This is a genomic window from Actinoplanes nipponensis, from assembly GCF_016862275.1.
GTDB classification, from domain to species: domain Bacteria; phylum Actinomycetota; class Actinomycetes; order Mycobacteriales; family Micromonosporaceae; genus Actinoplanes; species Actinoplanes nipponensis.
In genome coordinates this window covers 52,767-74,615 of sequence record NZ_BOMQ01000065.1, presented here as the reverse complement: position 1 = coordinate 74,615, position 21,849 = coordinate 52,767, and the positions used below count along the sequence as shown (strand labels likewise).

Genomic DNA, 21,849 nt, shown 5'->3' with positions numbered 1-21,849 from the left:
CTCAGCTAGAGAAACGGCCGCCGTCATGCGCGAACCCACGTTCTGGATCCTCACCTGCCTGGCCACCGAGGCGCGGCACGGCTACGGCGTCATCCAGGAGGCCGCCCGGCTCTCCGACGGCCGGGTGCGGCTCCAGGCCGGCACCCTGTACGCGGCCCTCGACCGCCTCGTGGCCGAGGGCCTGGTCGAGCCGGACCGCGAGGAGGTCGTCGACGGGCGTACGCGCCGTTACTACCGGCTCTCCGACGACGGCGCCCTGGCCCTCAAGGCGGAGGCCGGTCGGCTGCGGGCCAGCGCCGAGGCCGCCACCGCCCAGTTGAGCAGCCGGAAACGCCGTGACCTGGGTCCGGCCGCCGGTGGCAGTCCGGGCCTCGCGCTGCGGTGGGGCGCGGGCCTGGCCGTCCCCGGGAACTGACCAGGGGCACCCGGTTTCTGTCGGACCTCGCCGCTATCCTCGGCGCACGATCCCATCGAGGGATCCTGATACACGGGGAGAAAGTGGATGAAGTCCTGGCGCCTCCGCGCGCTCGTCACGACCCTGGCCGCCGCCGCGGTCGCCCTGTCCATCACGACTCCGGCCCGGGCGGCGTCGGCGGCCGGCCCGGTTCTCGAGCTCACATCGATCGCCTTCGACCGCCCGCAGGTCGACGTCACGCAGGACAACGCCGTCGTCAATCTCACGTGGACGATCACCGACCGGGCCGCCAAGGCCCAGCGGGTCAGCGGCGCGGTCGAGCTGCGCCAGTTCGCCGGGGCCGAGCAGGTCGGCCAGCCCCGCACGGTGAGTTACGACCTGGACTGGGGCCAGTCGCAGGTCGAGGGCTCCGGCACGGCACAGGAGTCCTCCTACGCCTACGCGTTCGCGGTGCCGCGCTACTCGACGGCGGCCGAGGCGGTCTGGCGGGTCACGAAGGTGACCATCGCCGATGACGTCGCCCATGCGCGCACCGTGCGTGACCCGGGCCCGGCCGCGCTGGCCGTGACCCAGCTCGTCGACACCGCGGGGCCGGTGGCCGAGCAGCTCTTCTTCGACTTCGACCAGCCGCGCGGCTTCTACGACGACGGTTCCGGGGTGACCCTGCGCTACCGCGCGCGGATCGTGGACGAGTCCGCCTTCAAGCGGGGCAAGCTCACCCTGGCCGGCCCGGGGGGCACGCGGGTGAGCACCACCTTCCAGCTCACCCAGAGCGGTTCGCGGTGGTCCTGCAACGACGAGACGGCGTACGACCCGAGCTGGGTGACCTGTCCCGTCTCGATCGCCGTGCCCGCCGGCTCACCGTCCGGCACCTGGCGCGTCGCCCGGCTCGACCTGACCGACACCTGGGGCAACACCCGGGCCGACACCTCACCGCAGGGGCCGGCGCCGATCCAGGTGAGCCGCAACGACGTGGTCAGCGCGTCGGACTTCGCGCTCACCGAGCCGCAGGTGAACAACTGGCGCAAGCAGGCGTCGACGGCGCTCACGTTCAAGCCGCACGGCGCGGTCGGCGGCCTGGCCTCCGTCGACGTCGACCTGTCCTGGTGCTCGCAGCCGTCGCACACGCCGGTGGTGGGCGACGACGGCACCGTCTCGGTGGAGATCGTGATGGGATCCGGCTGGGCCAGCCGCTGCGACATCGACGGCGTCAAGCTGACCGACGGGGCCGGCAACGTCGCCTTCTACGGCACGGCCTACGGCGCGCCCGCCGTCGGCCTCACGATCACCCAGGTGCCGGACGACAAGGCGCCGGTCGTGCTCTCGGCCAAGCTGCCCAAGGCGACCTGGACGCCGCAGGAGACCGAGGACGCCTGGGGTCTCGGCTTCGACGTCACGGTCGAGGTGGACGATCTCGCCCCGATCTCGCAGTTCAGCGCGACGATCTACGACAGCACGGGCGCCTCGCAGGGCGGCATGTACGGCGGCCAGCACGACGACGGCACCGGGATCTTCCACTTCGCCGTGTCGACCGGCCGGCTGGCGCCCGGGCAGTACACGATCGGCTTCTCGCTGACCGACGAGGCCGGGAACACCAGCAGCTGGGGCTATCCCGGTGACACCGGCAACCCGATCCCCGGCGGTCCGCTGATCCTGACCGTGACCGCCGACTGACGGCCGGACCGGCCTCGGGGCCGGCTGTCATGGCCGCCGGGCGCCGGCACACCACCCGGCGAAGGCCCGGACCGCGGTCCGGGCCTTCGCCGGGGTGCGGCGGGTCTCAGCAGTAGGCGACCCACTGCACGCCGTTGATCTGTGCGTAGAACGCCGAGGTCATCGGGAAGACGATCGAGTGCTTGGTCCACCCGTAGACCTGCCAAGCCGTGCTCATCTTGTCGCTGTCCACCCTGGTCGGGACGAGGTAGCTACCGCCGTCCGCGCCCAGCAGCGTGAGCTCGCTGTGCCACTGGTCGTAGTTCTTGGTCTTCTGGGTGTACGCCCGTTGCGTCCACGCCACGTACGTCAGTCCCGAGGCGGACGGCCGTGGCACCTGCAGGGTGCCGCCGCTCAGCGCCACGCAGTCGCCGACCGCGGTGTCCGCGGTGAGCGTGAAGGTCACGACATCGGGATTCGACCGGTCTGTCGTCAGCGCGAGAAAGTCGCCGGGATTCGGCGCGGAGGCGTACGCGGCCGCCTGCGTCACCGGCATGCCCGCGAGCACCACGCCGAGAATCATCGCGAGGACCGGGCGCGCCAGGAACACCCGGGAGAAGCGACCGGCTCGGGTGCTCATGACGCCTCCCGGCGGTGGTCGTCGGCGGGCGCCGCGTACATGGCGAACGTCTGGGAGACGATCTTGCCGTTGCCCACCACGAAGGTGTCGGTGCCGAGCGGGATGTCGCTGCCCACGCACCAGGTGATGCAGGCGACGTCCCGGTCGACCTGCAGGCTCCTGAGCGTGAAACGGTCGACCGCCCGGCTCGGCAGGGCCGCCATGAAGTCCTCGAAGAAGCCGCGGATCTCCCGTTTCCCGCGGTAGATCCGGTCGGCGCTGTAGAAGTGCGCGTCCTCGTCGTAGTCGCTCACTATCGCGGCGACGCCCCTTTGTTCGAGGAACGCCCGCAGGTGCTGGCGGACCACGGCTTCGGTGACGGTTGCGTCGATGGTCATGACGGGCGGGCCTCCAGGACGATGCTGAACGGGGTTTCGGCGACCCGCCGTACGCGGCTGAACCCGGCCTCCCCGAGCACGGCCGCGAGCCGGTGTTCGCCGGCCTGCGCGCCGAGCCCGAGGCCGACCTCCTGGGCCAGCGAACCCGGGGTGCAGACGGCCGTGGACAGGCCGTAGAAGGTGCGGCCGACGGGGTTGAGGTTCTGCTCGAGGGCGTCACCCGCGTTGGGCTCGACCAGCAGCAGGGTGCCGTCCGGGGCCAGCGCCTGACGGATGCGGCGGGCGGCGCCGACCGGATCGCCCATGTCGTGCAGGGTGTCGAACAGGCACACCAGGTCGTAGCCGTGGCCCGGCAGGTCCTGGGCGGCGGCGACGTCGAAGGTCGCCCGCGTCCGCAGGCCGGCCTCGGCGGCGGCGGCGCGGGCGGACCGGATGGAGGGCTGGTGGATGTCGAAGCCGGCGAACGTGGAGTGCTCGAAGGCCCGCGCCATGATGATCGTGGACGCGCCGTACCCGCAGCCGACGTCGGCGACCCTCGCGCCGGCCCGCAGCTTGTCGACCACGCCGTCGAGCGCCGGCAGCCATTCGCTGACGAGGTGGGCGGCGTAGCCGGGCCGGAAGAGCCGTACGACGCCGGAGAACAGCCGCTCGTCGTGGGCGTGCCAGCCGATTCCGGCGCCGGTGCGGAACGCGTCGAGGAGTACGGCGTGATCGGCGTAGCAGGCGGCGATGGTCTCGAACGCGCCGGCGAGGAAGACCGGGCTGTCCTCGTTGGCGACGACCATGGCCTGTTCGGCGGGTAACTCGTAGGTAAGGCCGGCCGGGTCGTAGACGACGTAGCCGCCGGCGGCCTGGTTGGCCAGCCACTCGCGCACGTACCGCTCGGCCGTGCCGGTCCGCTCGGCCAGCGTGGCCGAGGTCATCGGGCCCGCGCCGGCCATCGTCTTGTACAGACCCAGCCGGTCGCCCAGGTGCACCAGCAGGCCCGAGATGGCCGCGCCCATGTCGAGCACCGCCTGCCCGACGAAGGCCTCGAGCTTCGCCTCGTCCAGGGCCGGGACATCCGTTGTCGTCATGTGTGTCTCCGCTCGTCGGCCCGGGCCCACGACGGACCCGGATGAATGCCTGAGCCGAGGATGCGGGGACCCGCGCGGCGGCGACCAGTGACGATGTCGTACCGCCCCGGGCCGCCCCCGCCGGGCCGCGAAGGGTGACGAATCGGGCCGATCGCCGGGCCGGCCCGCCGGGCGGCGGTACAGAATTCGTACTACCCGGCGGCCGTTTCAGGGAGCACGCTGGGCGGATGGACCGCAGGGAGTACTGCCCGATCGCCGCCGGCGTCGAGGTGCTGGGGGACCGCTGGACCCCGTTGATCATTCGCGAGGTGATGGTCGGCGCCGGCGGCTTCAACGAGATCCACCGGGGCATTCCCCGGATGAGCCGCACCATGCTCGCCCAGCGGCTGCGCGAGCTGCAGCGACGGGGGCTGATGACGCACGAGGCGAGCCGGGCCGGACACCCGGGCGTCTATGCGCTGACCGCGGCCGGTCAGGCGCTGACCCCCATCGTGTGGGCCATGGGCTCCTGGGCGGCCGAATGGATGTTCGGCGACCCCAGCGCCGAGGAATGCGACGGCCTGACGCTGATCTGGCGTACCCATCAGGTCGCCATCCCGGCGAAGCTCCCCGAGACCCGCACCGTGGTGCACCTCGTCCTCACCGGGGCCGGCGGCGCCCAGGGCTGGCTCGACATCCAGCGCCCGGGCATCACGGTCTGCAAGGACGACCAGGGCCTGGCCGTCGACCTCGCCCTGGAGGCCGACACCGCCCAGATGCACCGCTGGCTCATCGGGCTCGTGCCCTTCCGCGACATCGTCAGCAACGGGCACGCGCGATTCCTCGGGCCGAGCCGCCTGGCCCGGGCCTTCCCCACCTGGTTCGACACCACGCTGTTCGCGCACAGCCTGCGGCGGGCCGAACAACGCCGGCGCCGGGAGGTCCTGACCGCCTGAACGACCGGCGCGGCCGCGGGTACGCCGACAGCGAAACGAGGGCCGACGGGTCGGCGCCACCGCCCGGGCCGGGCCAGAATCGCCCATGGCCGACTTCGCGCTCCAGGCGCAGCCCACCGACGCCGCCGACTGGCTGGAGCTCGCCCGCCGCGCGGAGGCCGCCGGCTTCGACACGCTGCTGGCGGCCGACCACCCGGGCTCCTGCGCCTCGCCGTTCGTGGCGCTGGCGGCCGCCGCCGCGGTCACCAGCACCCTCCGGCTGGGGTCGTACGTCGCCAACGCGGCCGTCCGCGAGCCGATCCTGCTGGCCGGCGACGTGGCCACCCTGGACGTGGTCTCCGGCGGCCGCGCCCTGCTCGGTCTGGGCGCCGGGCACACCGGCGCCGAGTGGGACGCGATCGGCCACGTCCGGCCGGGTGTGCGCGGCCGCGTCGACCGGTGCATCGCCGTCGCCGAGGCGACCACCCGGCTGCTCGCCGGGGAGAAGGTCACCGTGGCCACGCCCGAGCTGACGATGCTCAACGCGCTGCTGGAGCAGCCCCGGCCGGTCCAGCAGCGCATCCCGCTGCTGATCGGCACGGCGAACTCCCGGTTGCTGCGCTGGGCCGGTGGGCACGCCGACATCGTGGGGCTGACCGGCTTCGGCCGCACCAAGGCCGACGGGCACCAGCACGAGGCCCGCTGGCGGCTGGCCGACATCGACGCGCAGGTCGAGCTGGCCCGGGCCGGCGGCGACGCGGTGCTGGAGGCGCTCGTGCAGCTGGTCGAGGTGACCGACGACGCCGACGGCTTCCTCGCCGAGCACGCCGGGCGGCTCGAGATGAGCGTCGAGGAGCTGCGCCAGGTGCCGTTCCTGCTGGTCGGGACGGCGGACGAGATCGTCGCGGCGGTGCGGGCCCACCGGGAGCGGTGGGGGATCACCCGCTATGCCGTACGCCGGGCCGGCCTGGACGCCCTCGGTCCGCTCCTGCCGCGCCTGGCCCGGGCGTAGCCCCGCTACTCGGCGAAGAGGGTCGGCTCGATCCTGGTCCGGAACTCGACGTAGATCTTCTTGTAGCGCTCCAGGGCGCCCGTCGTGTCGCCGGCCTCGAGATGCTCCAGCACCTCCTCGTGGCCGGAGATCCAGACCTCCCAGAGGTTGCTGTCCGCGCCCATCGCCAGGATCCGCAGCGTGCGGGCCACCACCAGGTCGACCATGGACTGCAGCTCGCGGTTGCCGCTGGCCAGGATCGCGACGGTGCTGAAGTCGGCGCCCGCCGCGCCCGCCGCCAGCACGTTGCCGGTGCGCAGGCCCTCGACGAACTCCTTCTGCCGCTGGCGCATCAGATCGATGTGGGTCGCGGTCAGGTTCTCCACGCCCCACTCGAAGCCCGCGCACGCCAGCACGCCCATCACGTCGATCAGCTCGAGCGCGTTCTTCTGGGTCATCTTGGTGACGTGCCGGGTGCGGTTGGGGGCGATGTCGATCAGGCCCTCCACCGACAGCTGGGCGATGGCCTCCCGCACCGGCGTGATGCTGACGCCCAGCCGGGCCGCCAGTTCGGCATCCTTGATGAGCGTCCCGGGTGGCAGCTCGCCCGTGACGATCTCGTTACGGAGCTGTTGGACGACCGCGGCCGTGCGGGTCGGCGGCACCGTGTAAGACATACCGGCAGCCTACCCACAGTGATGATCGGCAGCGGACCGTACCCACTGCCCCCTTCACCAGGCATGCTGAACCCGTGCCCGACGCCGTACCTCTCATCGATCTCGACGCGCCGCCGCGCGCCGAGCCGGGAGCGGCGGCGGCGTCGCTGCGGCCGCGTGCCCCGCGGCCCGTCCTGGTTCTCGCCGTGCTGGTCGCCGCGCTGGCCACGCTGGTCGCGGCCGCGCCGCCGGCCGGGACGCTGCGGCCGGTCCTGGCCGCCGGGGGTACGGCCGCGGCGGCGTTCACCCTCGGGGCGGACGCCCTCTACACCGCCAGCTTCGGCGCGAGCCCCGCCAGCGAGTCGGGCATCCGCCGTTACGCGCTGCCCGGCGGGGAGCAGCTGTGGGCGACCTCCCTGCCGCACGACACGCAGAACCTGATGCTCGACGGCGGGGTGCTGCTGGCCCGGTCCGGCACCGCCCCGCGGATGTCGTTCCTGGACGCCACCACCGGCAAGGTGCTGTGGCACCTCGCCGAGCCGGACGCCACGGTGGTCGCCCTGAGCCGGGGGCGCGCGCTGCTGCGCCTCGACGCCGGCGACGGCAGCACGGAGCTGAGGCTCGCCTCCGCGCGCACCGGCGCGACGATCTGGCGCCGGGTCGTCGACGGGGTCGGCGAGATCCTCAGCGACGACCTGTTCACCGCCGACCCCGACCGGATCGTGGTGCTCGGCGTCGACGGGCACGTCACCACGCTGCAGTTCGCCGACGGTTCCGTGCTGGGCGAGGGCGACCTCGGCGTACGGCTGCCGGCGGAGTCGGAGGGCACGTTCCAGGGCGACTTCGTGGGGGTCACCGTCTCCGGCGACCAGCTCTACATGTCCCGGCGCGACCAGGGGCGGGCGTCGCTGACCGCGTACCGGTTGCCCGACCTGAGCCGGCGGTGGCGCACCGCGGACGGACCGACCGGTTTCGTGCACGACTGCGGGCCGGTGCTGTGCATCTCGGACACCCGCTGGGTGAGCGGGCTCGACCCGAGCGACGGCTCGGTGCGCTGGTCCGACCCGGCCTGGAGCGACGCGTTCGAACAGGGCGACGGGACGCTGCTCGCCTGGGACCAGCAGGAGGTCCCGGAGTCGGCGATCCTCGACGCCCGGACCGGGGCGGTGCGGCGCAAACTCGGCCGCACGTACCCGGTGGGCGGGCTGGAGCTGCGCGAGGACACCGAGGCGGCCGGCCGGGTCTGGGTCACGGTGCCGGACCCGGGCGGCGGCCCGGCCCACACCGTCGGGGCATTGCAGACCGGGGCGCCGTACGGCTGCCTGGTCCGCCGTCCCTACCTGGCCTGCCCGACGAGCGCCGGACCGACGACGGTCTGGCGGATCCCCTGACCGCGGGCTTGCTCCTGACGTAACGGGAGGAACTAGCGTCGGGCGCATGAGCACCTGGAGCGTCGGTGAGCTGGCCACGGCCACCGGCCTGACCGTGCGCACCCTGCACCACTACGACGAGATCGGGCTCGCGCGGCCCTCCCTGCGCACCGCGGCCGGGCACCGGCGGTACACCGGCGCCGACGTCCGCCGGCTGCACCGGGTGGTCGCGCTGCGCGGCTTCGGCTTCTCGCTGGCCGAGATCGCGGCGCTGCTGGACGGCTCCGGGCCCGAGCCCCGCGAGCTGCTGCGCCACCAGCTGGATCAGGTCCGCGACCGGATCGCCCGGGCGACCCGGCTGCGCGACCGGCTCGCGGTGGTGCTGGGACAGTTCGACGCCGCGGGCGCCCCGTCCGCGGCGGTCCTGATCCGATTGATCGAGGAGATGACCGCTGTGGAACACACCTACACACCCGAGGAATTCCGGGCGATGGCGCAGCGTCGGCAGGCGGCCATGGCCCGGCTCAGCCCGCGGGAGCAGGCCGAGATGGCGGAACGCCGCCGGGCCTGGCACGACCGCATGACGCCGGAGGAGGTCGCCGAGTTGCAGCGCAGCCGCCCGTCCCCACCGCGGTGACGCCCTACTTCTCCCGCGTGTTGGTCAGGGCCAGCGGCTGGTTGAGGTTGGCCGGGGCGTTCCACTTCTGCAGCTCCGCCTTGCTGCAGGCGGCGACCTTCACCTTGGCCGTGCCGTCGGTGTGGGTGTCCGGGTTGGTCACGGTCAGGTCGGTCGGGGTGAGGCAGTAGCCGAACGAGTCGACGATGCGGTAGCTGGTCGTGTACTCGCCGGTGTCGCCCAGCACGGTCCACTTCATGGCGGCGATGGTGGCGGCGTCGGTCGAGTCGCAGCGGGCCATCGTGACGTACTTGGTCGTGGCGGTGGAGCCGGGACTGAGCAGGCAGTACGCCGGGGCCGTGGGATTGCCCGACCGGATCTGGCCGGGTACGGCGGTGGCCACCGACGCGGCCTGGGCCGGCATGTACCACTTCTGGTTCCACGGCACGTTGCCGTCGGGCGACTGCTTGCAGAACCACACGATCATGTAGCTGAAGGTGGGCGTGAAGTTGGTGACGTCCAGGCAGCGGCTGAACTGCTTGAAGTTCACCAGCTGGTTGACCTTGGCCGAGGCCATGCCGGCGCCCACCCCCGGCTGCGGCCGGAAGATGTTCTGGTTCGCGGTGCCGCCGCAGCTGCCCAGCACGATGGGCGTGCCGGCGGTGCCGGCCACCTTGAGCGCCAGGCAGAAGTCACCCAGCTTGACGGTGGTCTCCCGGGTGCTGCTGAAGTTGGAGCTGTCGTTGAGGCTCCACTGCTGGCGCGGCGCCAGGCCCAGGCACGGCTGGAAGACGGCGGCGTCGCCGGTCGCGCGCGGGTACGGGACATCCACGCACATGCCTTCGGGCGCCGCTGCCGTCTCGGAGCCGACCAGCTTGATGTTCAGGTCCGCGGTGTAGGCGAACCGCTGGTCGCTGCTGCCGCCGGCCTTGCAGAGCTGGACCTTCAGCGGCGCGCCGGCCGCGGGCGACGAGTCGGCGCCGGCGTCCATGCAGAGCGGGTTGGTGGTGGGCGAGGCCAGCTGCAGCGCCCCGCCGGTGATGTTCTCGTTGTTGGTGTGGAACGTGTACGTCGACTCGATCGTGCGGGAACCGGCGCTGCCCACGGTCAGCGAGGCGGCGGGCGCCCGGCCGCCGGTGGCCGTCAGGGTGGCGCTGACCGGCACGTAGATCGGCGGGCAGGCCTGCGGCACCGGGTCGCTGGCGTCCTCGCCGAGCTGGTAGTACGTGATGGTCACCCGGTAGTTCCAGCCGTCGGTGCCGGCGCCGGTCAGCGTGCAGGGCGGCAGCTTCTCGAGGTCGCCCGCGCCGGCCGTGGCGGCGGCGCGCAACTGGCCCAGGGCCATGTCGATGCCGGCCTGGGCGACCTGGAGCTCCTGGGTGCGCCCGGAGACGATGCGGGTGCCGCCGATCTGGTTGACCACCACCGGGACGAGCGCGGTGCTCACCAGCATGCCCACCATGGCGACGAGCATGGCCAGCGGCATCGAGCCGTGGTCGTTCCCGGTACGGCGCCGAAAGCTGATCATGATGGCCTTCCTGCGCTGCAGGCGTGGGTCGACGGGGTGTTGCGGGAGGTGTTCAGGGCGGTGAAGGTGGTGCTCACCGTGGCGGTGCTGACCCCGACGCGGGCGGTCAGCTGCACGCGCAGCGCCTGGAAGTCCGGCGTGAAAGACGGATCGGCGGTGCTGGAGACGCCGGCCGGCACCAGCGTGAACGGGCCGGCGGCGTCGGTGACCAGCTGGGAGGCGATGGTCTGACCCGGCTGGTTCTTGGCCGGCGGCGCGCCGGGAGTCCAGCGCAGCAGCTGCAGCACGCCGGTCCCGTCGGTGTTGTTGTCCTTGGCCTGGGCGGGCGCCGTCTCCAGCCGCAGTTGCAGGCACTGCTTGGCGTCCGAGGAGGCGAACTCCACGTACCAGGCCGTGTCGACCTTGCCGGGGGTGGCGATCCAGGACGCGTACCGCACCTCCCGATCGAACCGCTGGAACGCCTGGTTGAGCTGGGACCGGGAGGCGGCGATGGTCTGCGCCGTGTTGCTGTTGCCGTAGATCTGCAGGACGGCGGTGGTGAACATGACCATCACCACGCTCATCACCGACAGGGTCACCAGGATCTCGACCAGCGAGAAGCCGGCCTCGTCGGCGTCCGCGGCACGGGACCGGGCCATCACGTCACCGTCCAGACGAACATGGAGTGGGCGAGCTTGCCCGTGGCGTCCTTCACCGTGAGCCGCACGACGGACGAGCCCTTCGCGGTGGGCTTGCCGCTGATCAGCCCGGCCGCGCTGATCGTGATGCCGGGCGGCAGGTTGGTGCCGGTCCAGGTGCGCGAGGCGGCCCCGCCGGCGGCCGCCGCGGAGAAGGACGTGAGGGCCACGTTGACCGGGCTGCTGCGGTCGGCGAGCGGACTGGTCACCGTGAGCTCCGCGGTGCGCGGTGTCACGTTGCAGACGACGACGATCGTCCCGGTGCCGCCCGCGCTGTCGGTGGCGACCGCGGTGACCACGTACCGGGTGGGGTTGACCGCGGTGCCGGACACCACGCCGGAGGTGCTCATGGTGAGACCGTCCGGCAGGTCGGTGGCCTGCCAGGTGTACGGGGGCAGCCCGCCGGACACCGGCACGCTGAAGTTCGCGCTGGACGAGCCGCTGCTGAAGGTCTGCGTGCCCGGGTTGACCACCGACACGGGAGTGAGCACCCGCCAGTTGAAGGTGACCGAGGCGGTCTTCGTGCCGGCGTCGGTGACCGTGACGGTGACCGGCTTCATGGTCTTCGCCTCGGTGGTCGGGGTGCCGGTGATCACGCCGGTCGTCGCGTTGACGGTCAGCCCGGCCGGCAGGCCGGTCGCCACCCACGACATCGGCTGGTGGCCGCCGGTGACGGCGACGGGCAGCGAGACGGCGGTGCCGACCCGGCTGGTCTGGTCGCCGGCGCTGGTCAGCGCGGGCAGCGCGGCCACGGCCCAGGTGAACGTCGCGTCATCGGTCTTGTTGTCCCGGTCGGTCACCAGGATCGTGACCGGGTAGGAGCCGGCCGTCGTCGGGGTGCCGGCGATGGCGCCGGTGGACGCCGTGAGGGTGAGTCCGGGCGGCAGGCCGGTCGCCGTCCACGTGCGTGGCAGCCAGCCACCGGTGGCGGCGAGCTGCAGGCTGGTCGAGAGGCCCAGGTAGGCGAGCTGGTTGCCGGGCGGGGTGGCGGTGGGCGCCGGGCGCTTGGTGTCGAAGACGAGGTCGGTGCCCGTGCTGACCAGCGTCGTGGCGACGTAGACGCACGCGCCCTGGACGCACGGGCCCCGGTTGATCGACGAGGGGACCGACCAGGACACGGCGACCACGACGCGGAAGAACGGCACGTAGCCGGTGGTCTCGGTGGCCCCGCAGGTGGCGATGGTGGCCGTCGTCAGGGTCGGGTCGACCTTGGGCTGCCAGCAGCGGCCCACGTACCACTGCTGGGTGTACTTCTGCGCGCCGACCGTCACGGTCCGCGGGGTGGTCGGCAGGGCCGCGGTGGCCCCGGCGTCGGGGTCGGCGGCGTTCGAGTCGAGCTTCATCAGCGCCAGGTAGGTCTTGACCGGCGCCGGGGCGGCCGCCCACTGCGCCTGGGCGGCGTTCGCCCCGCGACCGACCAGCAGCGACGACGGCTTGAGGGCCCGGGCCCGCTCGAGGGCGTCGTTGGTGACCTCGACGGCGGCCTGCTCGATGCGCTGCTCGCGCACCACGATCATGGACTGGGCGAGGAAGGGCGCCATCGCGGTCATCACCGTGCCGATGACGGCCAACGCGACCACCATCTCGATCAGCGTGAAGCCGGCGTCGTCGTCGCGCCGGGCGCGGCGGGGACCGCGCGACAACGCGACGGTGGCTCGATCGGTCGGCATACCCTTCCGTTCCTCGGGGTCGCGGCAGGCCCACCGGGCCGTGCACCAGGAGTGTCACCGTTGTATCGGCCGGGGCCGGGCGGGGTTGAGGGTTCGCCGCCGGGCGCGGCCGGGCCGGCCGGCGGGCGCTACGCGGCCGGGTCGGTCTCGACCAGCAACCGCCGGTCGACGCCGGCCTGGTCGAGGATGCGCTCCACCGAGGCGATGGTGAGCCAGTCGATGACGTCGTCGCCGTGCACGATCCGGTACCACCGGGTCTGCCGGCGGCGCACGATCTCCACCCGCCAGGCGCCGTCCGGCGTGTGCATGGCCCCCTCGACGTGCTCCACGCTCAGTCCGAGGTGACCGTCGGCACCCCGCCGCCGGCCGGCGGCGCCACGAACGCCTTCACGCTCAGGCTGAGGCTCAGCTCGCGCGCCGCATCGGCGGTCGAGCTGTCCCCGCCGCCCAGCGCGGCGGTCTGGATCAGCACCGCCCGCTTCTGCCCGGCGCCCTGCAACTCGTCGAGGAACGCGCTGAGCTGGGCGGCGGTGCCGTCCGCGGTGAGCTGGATGGGCAGGGACCACACCCCGGCCACGTCCTTCTCGGCCGACGGCAGGCCGACGGTGATGCCGCTGACGTCGACCCCGGCCTTGATGCCGGAGCCCTGGAGCTGGCGCAGGAACGCCGGCACGCCGGAGCCGGCGGGCAGGGCGGCCGCGCGGGCGTCCCGGGTGCGGGTGAGCTCGCCGATCGTGCTCTGGGCGGCCGCCAGCTTGGCCGTCCGCGCACGCAGCTGGGCGGCCTGGGCCTCGGCGGTGCCGGTCTGCTCCCGCAGGTCGTCGGCCTCGGCCCGCTGCGGGTTGACCAGCAGCAGCCAGGTGACGGCGGTGAGCAGGGCGACCACGGCCACGCCGGCGATCAACCACAGCCGGTCGGCGTGACGGGTACGCATCACTTGCCTCCTGCGGGCTTGCACGCGACGGTGAACCGGCCGCAGAGCGCGTTCTGGGTGATGTCGACGGTCAGGCTGAAGGTGACGCCGGTCTTCTCGTCGGTCGCCACGTTGGTGACGTACGGGTTCGCGACCACGGTCAGCTTGGCCAGGGCATCGACGTACGCGGCGACGGCCTGCTTGTCCGGCCCGGTGCCGGTGACCGTGAGCGCCCCGATCGTGGTGGCGCCGTTGGTGGCGGGCAGCGGGTTGGACACCGCGGCGCCGCCGCCGTCCGCCCCGTTGAGCTGGCCGTTCACCCCGTCGACGCGGATGCCCGAGGGGGTGCCGGTGCTGCGCACGGTGTCGAGCAGCGCGCTCCAGTCCAGGTCGTTCGCCATCACCGTCTTGAGCTGGCCGTCGAGCGTGGCGATCTCGTTCTGCACCTGCACGGTCTTGGAGTACGTGCGCTGTTCGCGCTGGAGGTCGCTGACCGTGACGGTGGCCGCGTCGAGCTCGTGCTCGGCGGCCTGCTTGTCGCGGTAGGCCAGGGCGAACCACGCCGCGCACAGGCCGGCGACGACCACGACCATCACGACCACCCAGATCAGGGCGCGGCGGGCGTTGCGGCCGGCGACCGTCTCCTCGGGCAGCAGGCTGGCCGAGATCGCCGGGATCCGGTTGGCCCGCAGCGGGGACACGGCCGGGTCGATGGGCATCAGGGTGGTGGGCATCAGGCTGCCGCTCCCAGGGTGAGGCCGATCGACACCGCGGCCGACGGGACGAAACTGTCGAAGCCGCGCTGGCGGGCCGCGCGGGTGTCGCGCAGCCGGCTGGCCGCGTCGGCGTACATGACCTGGACGCCCAGCTGCTGCTGGATGTGTTCGGCCAGGCCCGGCATCAGGGAGCTGCCGCCGCAGCACGCGATCCGGGTGACCTGCTTCTGCCGCTCGCCCGAGGCGAGGTAGGTGAACGAGCTGCGCAGCTCGTTGACCAGCGGGCGGATCGCGTCGGCGACCGCCTCCGCGGAGCCCGGCCGCTCGTCGCCGTGCAGGCCGTAGCGGCACTTGAGCGCCTCGGCCTCGGCCGGCGTCAGTCCGAGCCGGGTGGCGATGCTGGCGGTGATCTCGGTGCCGCCGCGCGGCACGGTCCGCACGATCAGCGGCTCGCCGTCGGCGTGCACGACCACGCTGGTGATCTCGGCGCCGATGTCGACGATGGCCTCGACCTGGGCGTCCAGCCGGGAGGCGGCGCGCAGCATCGCGAACGAGGCGAGGTCGACGTCGACCACCCGCAGCCCGGCCTTCTCGACGGCCTCGACCAGCGCCATCACGGCGTCCTTGGGCATGGCGATCAGCAGCCCGCGCACGGTCGGGTTGTCGCCCGGCTCCTCGAGCGGGCGGAAGTCCAGCAGCGACCGTTCGACGGCCAGCGGCAGCATGTCGCGCACCTGGAAGGGCAGCGACCGGCGCATCTCCTTGGCGGGCAGGTTGGAGACGGACGTCTCGCGCACCACCAGCTGCGGGTTGGTCACGCCGAGGCGGACCTTCTTGGTGGTGAACTTGCAGGCGGCCCAGAGCTGCTTGAGCGCCGAGGTGACCGCGAGCGGGTCCTCGAGGCTGCCGCCCTGCACGGTGCCGGGCGGCAGGGGCACCTGGCCGAAGTTGGTGAGGGAGTACTCGTCCTTGGTGCGGCGGACCTCCACGGCGCGGATGGAGGACGAGCCGATGTCGAGCCCGATCGGAGTGACGCCAGCCATCGGTTTCCTTCCTCAGGCGGTGGGGGTGAGCAGGGATGCGTACCAGTCGGTGATCGGCGCCGCGGCGAACACGGCCAGGAACGCGCCGGCGAGCATGGCCGGGCCGAACGGGATGCGGCTCTTGCGGCCGGCCAGCCGGGTCGCCATCAGCGTCGCGCCGACGGCCCCGCCGAGCAGGAACGCCGCGAACGCGCCGACCGCGACCGGGCCCCAGCCCAGCCAGCCGAGGTAGAAGCCGAGCAGCGGGGCGAGCTTGACGTCACCGCCGCCCATGCCGCCGAAGTGGGCCAGCAGGCGGTAGAACGCCCAGAGCAGAACGGCGGCGGCGAGCCCGCGGAGGATCGGGGCCGGGCCGTCGCCCAGCAGCGCGACGGGCGCCAGCAGGACCACCGCGACCAGGTACGAGGGCAGCACGATGGCGTTCGGCAGCCGCATCACGTCCAGGTCGATCAGCGCCAGGGCGATCGCGATCGCGGCCAGATAGAGGTACGCGGGCAGGGTCCAGGAGAGGCCGAACCGCGCGGTCACGGCCACGAACAGCGCCGCGGTGCCGGCCTCGACCAGCGGGTAGCGGACGCTGATCGGGGCCCGGCAGTCGGCGCACCGGCCGCGCAGCAGCAGCCAGCCGAACACCGGCACGTTGTGCCGGTGGCGGATCTCCGAGTCGCACCGCGGGCAGTGCGAGCCGGGCCGGACCAGGGACTCGCCCCGCGGTACCCGGTGGATCACGACGTTCAGGAACGAGCCGACCGCGAGACCGAGCAGGGCCACGATGCCGAACAGCAGGGGCTGGGGCACGGCGGTCCTCCTCGGTCTCGCGGGTGGTCGGCTGCGGGTGACGCCGGCGTCGGCGCCACCCGTGGGGCATCCGTCAGGGAGCGCAGGCGTCAATCTTGATCTTGTCGTCGGCCTTGACCGAGCCGCCCTTGAGGCTGTCGTACAGGTAGATCTTGCCGGTGCCGCCGCTGTTGGTGGCACAGATCAGGTAGCTGCCGGCGGTGCCGGTCTTGCTGACCGGGACGTAGGTCATGGTCGTGTTCTCCGACAGCGTGACCTGGCTGGGGTTGGTGCCGCCCAGGTCGAAGCTCTTGGTCTGCTTGGCGATCGCGGCGGCCGGGTAGGCGTTGCCGTTGTCGGTGTACCACTGCTCGAGCGCGCTGACCGCGCCGCGCACGTCGGACTGGGCCGACTTGTCGGCGGCGCCCTGGCGGTAGTTCAGGTAGACCGGGACGGCGATCGCGACCAGGACGCCGATGATGACCACGACGACCAGGAGCTCGATGAGGGTGAAGCCCTCGTCCTGCTTCTTGGCGCGCATCCGGCTGATGATGTCGTGCATTGGGGGTGCCTCCAGTAGGGCGTCAGGGTGGGGCGGGGATGGGTTGTTCCGGGCTCGGGTGCCCGACTCCGCGACCGGAGACCGGTCGTTTTGGTGCTCCGGGGCGTCAGTTGCCCTGGATGTTCTGGTAGATGGTGAACATCGGCAGGTACAGACAGATCACCATTCCGCCGACCACGGAGCCCATGACGAGGACCATGATCGGTTCGATCGAAGCGGTCAGGGACTCGGCGGCGCTGTCGACTTCCCTGTCATAGAAATCGGCAACCTTGTCGAGCATCTGACTGATTTGACCGCTTTCTTCGCCCACTTCGATCATCTGCGTGACCATCTCGGGGAAGACCTTGTGCTTGCGCATGGCCGAGGACATCGGCTGCCCCTCGCGGACGGCGGACTGCACGTCGCGCATGGCGATGTTGATGATCTCGTTGCCGGTGGTCTCGCCGACCACGGCGAGCGCCTGCATGACGGGCACGCCGACGTTGAGCAGCAGGCCGAGGTTGCGCGAGAACCGGCTCATCGCCAGCTTGCGGAAGAGCGGGCCGAAGACCGGCATGCCGAGCTTCAGCTTGTCGACCTTGAGCCGGAAGTCCTCGCTCGCCCGGAGCTGCCGCTTGAAGGCGATGCTCCCGCCGATGCCCAGGGTCAGCGCCAGTGGCCCGATCCACCACATGTTGTGGCTGGTGTCGACCAGGAACTGGGTGATGCCCGGCAGCTCGCCGCCCAGATTCTTGAACATCTGTTCGAAGATCGGGACGATGAAGATGAGCACCGCGGCGATCATCACGAAGGTGAAGGCCAGCACGATGGCCGGATAGGTCAGCGCACTCTTGATCTTGCCGCGGAGCGCGGTGTCCTTCTCCAGGCTGTCCGCGATCTGCTCCAGCGCCCGGTCGATCATGCCGCCCGCCTCGCCGGCGCGCACCATGGCGACCATCAGGCGCGGGAAGACCTTGTCGTGCTTGCCCATGGCGGCCGACAGCGAGACGCCCGCGGCGACGTCCGTGCTCATCTCGCCGGTCGCCTTCTTCAGCGTCAGCGCGGTGGTCTGCTCCTCGAGGATGGCCAGCGAGCGCAGCAGCGACATGCCGGACGCGGTCATCGTGGAGAACTGCCGGGCGAACACGGCCAGATCCTTGAGCTTGGTCCGGTTGCCCAGGCCGGGGATCTTCAGATCCCGGTTGAGGCCCTGACCGGCCTGGCTCAGCTCGAGCGGGGTCTCGCCGCGCTGGCGCAGCAGGTGCGTCGCCGCGGTCTCGTTCGCCGCCTCGACCGTGCCCTTGGTCTTGCGCCCGTTGGCGTCGATGCTGTTGTAGTGGAACGTCTTCGTCGCCGGCATGTCACATCCGTCCGATCAGGCGCTTGAGCTCTTCCTGGGAGTGGCAGATCTCCAGGGCGGCCTGCATCGAGACCAGGCCCTCCCGGACGCGCTCGGCCAGGTGCTGGTCGAACGCCAACATGCCGTCGTTGCCGCCGGCCTGCATGAAGGACGGGATCTGGTGCGACTTGCCCTCGCGGATCAGGCTCCGGATGGCCGGCGTCGCGGTGAGGATCTCGCAGATCACCGTCCGGCCCTTGCCGTCGGCCCGCGGGGCCAGCGCCTGCGTGACGACGCCCTGCAGGCTGGCGGCCAGCTGGGCGCGGATCTGCAGCTGCTGGTGCGGCGGGAAGATGTCGATCACGCGGTCGATGGTCTGGGTCGCGCTCTGCGTGTGCAGCGTCGCCAGGACGAGGTGACCGGTCTCCGCGGCGGTCAGCGCCGTCGCGGTCGTCTCCAGGTCCCGCAGCTCGCCGACCAGGATGATGTCGGGGTCCTGGCGCAGCGCGTGCTTGAGCGCCTGCGGGAAGGTCTCCGTGTCGGAGCCCACCTCACGCTGGTTCACCAGGCTGCGCTTGTGCGGGTGCAGGAACTCGATCGGGTCCTCGATGGTGATGATGTGCGCCGACCGGCTGCGGTTGGCCAGGTCCAGCACCGAGGCGAGGGTGGTGGTCTTGCCGGAACCGGTCGGCCCGGTCACCAGCACCAGGCCGCGGGGCAGGTGGGCGAAGCGGGACACCGAGTCGGGCATGCCCAGCTCGTCCAGCGGCTTGATGGTGTGCGGGATGGCCCGGAAGACGGCGCCGCACGAGTTGCGCTGGATGTAGAGGTTGCCGCGGAACCGCGAGACGCCGGTGATGCTGTGCGCGAAGTCCATCTCCTGCTCGCGCTCGAACGTCTGCCACTGGTGGGCGGAGACGGCGGCGCGGGCCAGCAGCACGGTGTCGGCCGAGTTGAGCTTGCCGTAGCCGGGCAGCGCGCGCAGAGTGCCGTCCACCCGGATCATCGGCGGGGAGCCGACGGTCAGGTGCAGGTCGGAGCCGCGGGCCTCGACGAGCGAGATCAGCATCTGGTCCAGCACGGCCAGGTCGTCCGGGCCGGGTCCGGCCGGGCCGACCGGTGCCGCCGGGGGCGGTACCTCATGGTCGAGCGTGTACATGAGCTGCACCGACAATCTCGTCGCGAAGTTTGACGCCACCTAGTTCGGCAGGGCGCCGGGCGGGTTTAGGAGTCAGATGGCGACGCGCGAGACCTCACGCAGCGACGTCAGCCCGCCCGCCGCCTTGGCCAGGCCGTCCGCGCGCAGCTCGTACATGCCCTGGTCGAGGGCCACCTCGCGGATCTCGTTGGAGGAGGCGCGGCGGATGGTCAGCGTCTCGATCTCCGGCGAGATCGGCATGACCTCGTGCAGCGCGATCCGGCCGCGGTAGCCGGTGTTGGCGCAGTTGCGGCAGCCCACCGGCCGGTACAGCGCATCCGGGATCTTCAGGTCCTGCACCGGCCAGCGGGCGCCCTCCAGCTCCTCCTCGCTCGGCAGGTACGCCTCCTTGCACCAGTCGCACAGCCGGCGCGCGAGCCGCTGGGCCAGCACGCAGTCCAGCGACGAGCCGACCAGGAACGGCTCGATGCCCATCTCGGTGAGCCGGGTGACCGCGCCCGGGGCGTCGTTGGTGTGCAGGGTGGAGAGCACCAGGTGACCGGTCAGCGACGCCTCGACGGCGATCTGGGCGGTGTTGCCGTCGCGGATCTCACCGATCAGCACGACGTCGGGGTCCGAGCGCAGGATCGCCGGGAGCACGGCCGCGAACGTCAGGCCGGCCTTCGTGTTCACCTGGACCTGGTTGACCCCGCGCAGGCGGTACTCGACCGGGTCCTCGACCGTGATCACGTTGATCTCCGGCTTGCTGATCCGGCCCAGGGTGGCGTACAGGGTGGTGGACTTGCCGGAGCCGGTGGGACCGGTGACCAGGACCATGCCGTGCGGCTTGGTGAAGGACTCCGCGAAGCGGGTCAGGTTGTGCTGGGTGAAGCCCAGCTTGTTCATGTCCAGGTCGATGCCGCCGGTGTCGAGCACCCGCAGCACGATCTTCTCGCCCCACACGGTCGGCAGGGTGGCGGTCCGCAGGTCCACCTGGCGGTCGCGGATCAGCGCGGTGATGCGGCCGTTCTGCGGCACCCGCCGCTCGGTGATGTCGACGCCCGACATGATCTTCAGGCGGGAGGTCAGCGCGGCCATGACCCCGCGCGGCACGGTGTCGAGCTCGTGCAGCACGCCGTCGATCCGGTAGCGCACCCGCATGTCGTCCTCGGTGGGCTCCAGGTGCAGGTCGGAGGCGCGGTTCTGGACGGCCTGCTCGATCAGGTTGTTGACGTACCGCACGATCGGCGCGTCGTCGGCGCTCTGCGCCTGGGCCGTCATCACCTGGTCGTCCAGCGAGGCGTCGGCCAGGTCGCCCAGGTCGCTGTCCTCGCGCTGCAGCCGCTCGATGATCCGGCGGACCTCGCTGCGGGCGACCACCACCGGGCGGATCGTCATGCCGGTGGAGGCGCGGACGTCGTCGAGGGCCACCACGTCGCCGGGGTCGGTGACGCCCACGACCAGCTCGCCGTCGTGCATCGCCAGCCCGAGCACCCGGTGCCGCAGCACCACGCTCAGCGGGATGCGCTTGAGCGCGGCCGGGTCGGGGGAGTAGCCGACCAGGTCGAGGGTGTTGATGCCGAACGCCGCCGCGGCCGCCTCGGTGAGCTGCTCCTCGGTGACGACCTGGTCGTTGATCAGGACTGCCCGCACCGACCGGCCGCTGCGCTGGGCCTCGTCGGCCGCGGCGTCCACCGCGACCGGATCGATGCCGATCTGCTTGAGCGCATCGAGCAGCGGGCGGAAGGTCTGGTCCATGTCATCCTCAGGGCAACGGCACGTTGGGGGTTCGTTGGTCCCATCGGCCCCTTCTGAGCATTTCTGAGGCCCTGGTCACGTCTGACGGAATGTCCGCCGGTACGCCGAGGGCGGCACCCCGATCGTCGCCTGCAGGTGCTGGCGCAGGGCGGTCGCGCTGCCCAGCCCGGAACGCCGGGCCACCAGGTCGACGCTCAGGTCGGTCGACTCCAGCAGCAGCCGGGCGTGGGCCACCCGCTGCTGGAGCAGCCAGCGGCGCGGGCTCAGCCCGGTCTCGTCGCGGAACCGGCGGGTGAACGTGCGCACGCTCATCCGCGCGTGCCCGGCCAGGTCCTCCAGGCTGACCGGCTCGGCCAGCCGGTGCAGCGCCCAGGCCCGGGTCGGCTCGGTGCCCGCGCCCACCGCCACCGGCACCGGCTGCTCGATGTACTGGGCCTGGCCGCCGTCGCGCCACGGCGACACCACGCAGCGCCGGGCCGCCTGGTTGGCCACCAGGCTGCCGTGGTCCTGGCGGATCACGTGCAGGCACAGGTCGACCCCGGCGGCCACCCCGGCCGAGGTCAGCACGTCCCCGTCGTCCACGAACAGCACGTCGAAGTCCCACGCGACCCGCGGGTACAGCCGGCGCAGCCGTTTGGCCCAGGCCCAGTGGCTGGCCGCGGCACGCCCGTCGAGCAGGCCGGCGGCGGCGAGCACCGCGGCGCCGGTGCAGATCGAGATGATCCGGGCGCCGCGCGCGTGGGCCCCCCGCAGCGCCGCGGCGACGGCCGGGGAGACCGTGCCCTCGGTCATCGCGCTGCCGCCGCTCACCCCGGGCACCAGCACGGTGTCGGCGGTGGACAGCGGGGCCAGGTCGTGGTCCGGGACGATCCGGAAGCCGCCGCGCTCGGGGCGTACCGGACCGGGGCCGTCGCCGCAGGTGGTCACCGAGTAGAGGAAGCCGTTGCCGGCGTCCCGCGCCGCGCCGAAGACCTGGGGTGGGACGCCGAGGTCGAAAGCGACCACGCCGTCGAGGGCGAGCATCGCCACGGAATGGGTCAT

The 21,849-nt window shown here is 72.2% G+C and carries 23 protein-coding genes; 6 read left to right on the top strand and 17 right to left on the bottom strand.

The genetic code is table 11. The features are described from left to right. The first annotated feature begins 25 nt into the window (after positions 1 to 25). Positions 26 to 415 (top strand): PadR family transcriptional regulator, encoded by a 390-nt coding sequence (locus Ani05nite_RS28430; protein ID WP_203773388.1) that lies wholly within the window; start codon positions 26 to 28, stop codon positions 413 to 415. An 87-nt stretch (positions 416 to 502) separates the two neighbouring features. After that, positions 503 to 2,089 (top strand): Ig-like domain repeat protein, encoded by a 1,587-nt coding sequence (locus tag Ani05nite_RS28425; RefSeq protein WP_203773386.1) that lies wholly within the window; start codon positions 503 to 505, stop codon positions 2,087 to 2,089. A 106-nt stretch (positions 2,090 to 2,195) separates the two neighbouring features. On the opposite strand, the gene Ani05nite_RS28420 is transcribed toward Ani05nite_RS28425, so the two are convergent. From Ani05nite_RS28420 to Ani05nite_RS28410, 3 genes are read right to left on the bottom strand one after another with little or no spacing between them, the layout of a single operon-like run. Then, a complete protein-coding gene (locus tag Ani05nite_RS28420) occupies positions 2,196 to 2,708 on the bottom strand; it encodes a hypothetical protein (protein WP_203773384.1) in 513 nt (170 codons plus the stop codon). Next, positions 2,705 to 3,085, bottom strand: coding sequence for a nuclear transport factor 2 family protein (locus tag Ani05nite_RS28415; RefSeq protein WP_203773382.1), 381 nt, complete (start codon positions 3,083 to 3,085; stop codon positions 2,705 to 2,707). The genes Ani05nite_RS28420 and Ani05nite_RS28415 overlap by 4 nt, the downstream gene beginning before the upstream one ends. Further along, entirely contained in the window at positions 3,082 to 4,161 is a 1,080-nt protein-coding gene (locus Ani05nite_RS28410; RefSeq protein ID WP_203773380.1) for a class I SAM-dependent methyltransferase, read from the bottom strand. The genes Ani05nite_RS28415 and Ani05nite_RS28410 overlap by 4 nt, the downstream gene beginning before the upstream one ends. A 227-nt stretch (positions 4,162 to 4,388) precedes the next feature. Here Ani05nite_RS28410 and Ani05nite_RS28405 point away from each other — a divergent pair, with 227 nt between their 5' ends. After that, positions 4,389 to 5,096: a winged helix-turn-helix transcriptional regulator gene (locus Ani05nite_RS28405; RefSeq protein ID WP_203773378.1), complete on the top strand. Its 708-nt coding sequence runs from the start codon at positions 4,389 to 4,391 to the stop codon at positions 5,094 to 5,096. Positions 5,097 to 5,181: 85 nt separating this feature from the next. Next, positions 5,182 to 6,087: an LLM class flavin-dependent oxidoreductase gene (locus Ani05nite_RS28400; protein ID WP_203773376.1), complete on the top strand. Its 906-nt coding sequence runs from the start codon at positions 5,182 to 5,184 to the stop codon at positions 6,085 to 6,087. A 5-nt stretch (positions 6,088 to 6,092) separates the two neighbouring features. On the opposite strand, the gene Ani05nite_RS28395 is transcribed toward Ani05nite_RS28400, so the two are convergent. Next, the gene (locus Ani05nite_RS28395) at positions 6,093 to 6,743 is read right to left on the bottom strand and encodes a GntR family transcriptional regulator (RefSeq protein ID WP_203773366.1); all 651 of its coding nucleotides are present in this window, start codon (positions 6,741 to 6,743) and stop codon (positions 6,093 to 6,095) included. Between the two features lie 74 nt (positions 6,744 to 6,817). On the opposite strand from Ani05nite_RS28395, the gene Ani05nite_RS28390 reads away from it, so the two are divergent. Both Ani05nite_RS28390 and Ani05nite_RS28385 read left to right on the top strand, forming a co-directional pair. After that, complete coding sequence (locus Ani05nite_RS28390; protein WP_203773364.1) at positions 6,818 to 8,113, top strand: outer membrane protein assembly factor BamB family protein; 1,296 nt, start codon at positions 6,818 to 6,820, stop codon at positions 8,111 to 8,113. A 46-nt stretch (positions 8,114 to 8,159) separates the two neighbouring features. After that, a complete protein-coding gene (locus Ani05nite_RS28385) occupies positions 8,160 to 8,729 on the top strand; it encodes a MerR family transcriptional regulator (protein ID WP_203773362.1) in 570 nt (189 codons plus the stop codon). Positions 8,730 to 8,733: 4 nt separating this feature from the next. On the opposite strand, the gene Ani05nite_RS28380 is transcribed toward Ani05nite_RS28385, so the two are convergent. The 13 genes from Ani05nite_RS28380 to Ani05nite_RS28320 form a co-directional block, all read right to left on the bottom strand. Further along, positions 8,734 to 10,236, bottom strand: a complete 1,503-nt coding sequence (locus tag Ani05nite_RS28380; RefSeq protein ID WP_203773360.1) for a ricin-type beta-trefoil lectin domain protein — start codon at positions 10,234 to 10,236, stop codon at positions 8,734 to 8,736. Further along, positions 10,233 to 10,874 carry a PulJ/GspJ family protein gene (locus Ani05nite_RS28375; RefSeq protein ID WP_203773358.1) on the bottom strand — a complete coding sequence of 214 codons (642 nt, stop codon included), beginning with the start codon at positions 10,872 to 10,874 and terminating at the stop codon, positions 10,233 to 10,235. The genes Ani05nite_RS28380 and Ani05nite_RS28375 overlap by 4 nt, the downstream gene beginning before the upstream one ends. Continuing rightward, a complete protein-coding gene (locus Ani05nite_RS28370; RefSeq protein WP_203773356.1) occupies positions 10,874 to 12,583 on the bottom strand; it encodes a putative Ig domain-containing protein in 1,710 nt (569 codons plus the stop codon). Before Ani05nite_RS28370 ends, Ani05nite_RS28375 begins: the two co-directional genes overlap by 1 nt. A gap of 128 nt (positions 12,584 to 12,711) precedes the next feature. Beyond that, positions 12,712 to 12,912 carry a hypothetical protein gene (locus Ani05nite_RS28365; protein ID WP_203773354.1) on the bottom strand — a complete coding sequence of 67 codons (201 nt, stop codon included), beginning with the start codon at positions 12,910 to 12,912 and terminating at the stop codon, positions 12,712 to 12,714. A gap of 2 nt (positions 12,913 to 12,914) precedes the next feature. Further along, positions 12,915 to 13,517 carry a type IV pilus inner membrane component PilO gene (locus Ani05nite_RS28360; RefSeq protein WP_203773352.1) on the bottom strand — a complete coding sequence of 201 codons (603 nt, stop codon included), beginning with the start codon at positions 13,515 to 13,517 and terminating at the stop codon, positions 12,915 to 12,917. Further along, positions 13,517 to 14,230, bottom strand: coding sequence for a PilN family protein (locus Ani05nite_RS28355; protein WP_203773350.1), 714 nt, complete (start codon positions 14,228 to 14,230; stop codon positions 13,517 to 13,519). The genes Ani05nite_RS28360 and Ani05nite_RS28355 overlap by 1 nt, the downstream gene beginning before the upstream one ends. Further along, positions 14,230 to 15,255 carry a type IV pilus assembly protein PilM gene (gene pilM / locus Ani05nite_RS28350; RefSeq protein ID WP_203773348.1) on the bottom strand — a complete coding sequence of 342 codons (1,026 nt, stop codon included), beginning with the start codon at positions 15,253 to 15,255 and terminating at the stop codon, positions 14,230 to 14,232. Before pilM ends, Ani05nite_RS28355 begins: the two co-directional genes overlap by 1 nt. 12 nt (positions 15,256 to 15,267) lie before the next feature. Next, a complete protein-coding gene (locus Ani05nite_RS28345) occupies positions 15,268 to 16,053 on the bottom strand; it encodes a prepilin peptidase (protein ID WP_203773346.1) in 786 nt (261 codons plus the stop codon). Positions 16,054 to 16,126: 73 nt separating this feature from the next. After that, complete coding sequence (locus tag Ani05nite_RS28340; RefSeq protein WP_203773344.1) at positions 16,127 to 16,573, bottom strand: prepilin-type N-terminal cleavage/methylation domain-containing protein; 447 nt, start codon at positions 16,571 to 16,573, stop codon at positions 16,127 to 16,129. A gap of 127 nt (positions 16,574 to 16,700) precedes the next feature. Next, positions 16,701 to 17,933, bottom strand: a complete 1,233-nt coding sequence (locus Ani05nite_RS28335) for a type II secretion system F family protein (protein ID WP_203773342.1) — start codon at positions 17,931 to 17,933, stop codon at positions 16,701 to 16,703. Position 17,934: 1 nt separating this feature from the next. Continuing rightward, positions 17,935 to 19,071, bottom strand: coding sequence for a type IV pilus twitching motility protein PilT (locus Ani05nite_RS28330; protein WP_203773569.1), 1,137 nt, complete (start codon positions 19,069 to 19,071; stop codon positions 17,935 to 17,937). 72 nt (positions 19,072 to 19,143) lie between these two features. Next, the gene (locus Ani05nite_RS28325; protein ID WP_203773340.1) at positions 19,144 to 20,808 is read right to left on the bottom strand and encodes a GspE/PulE family protein; all 1,665 of its coding nucleotides are present in this window, start codon (positions 20,806 to 20,808) and stop codon (positions 19,144 to 19,146) included. A gap of 75 nt (positions 20,809 to 20,883) precedes the next feature. Then, entirely contained in the window at positions 20,884 to 21,849 is a 966-nt protein-coding gene (locus tag Ani05nite_RS28320) for a GlxA family transcriptional regulator (RefSeq protein WP_239130704.1), read from the bottom strand.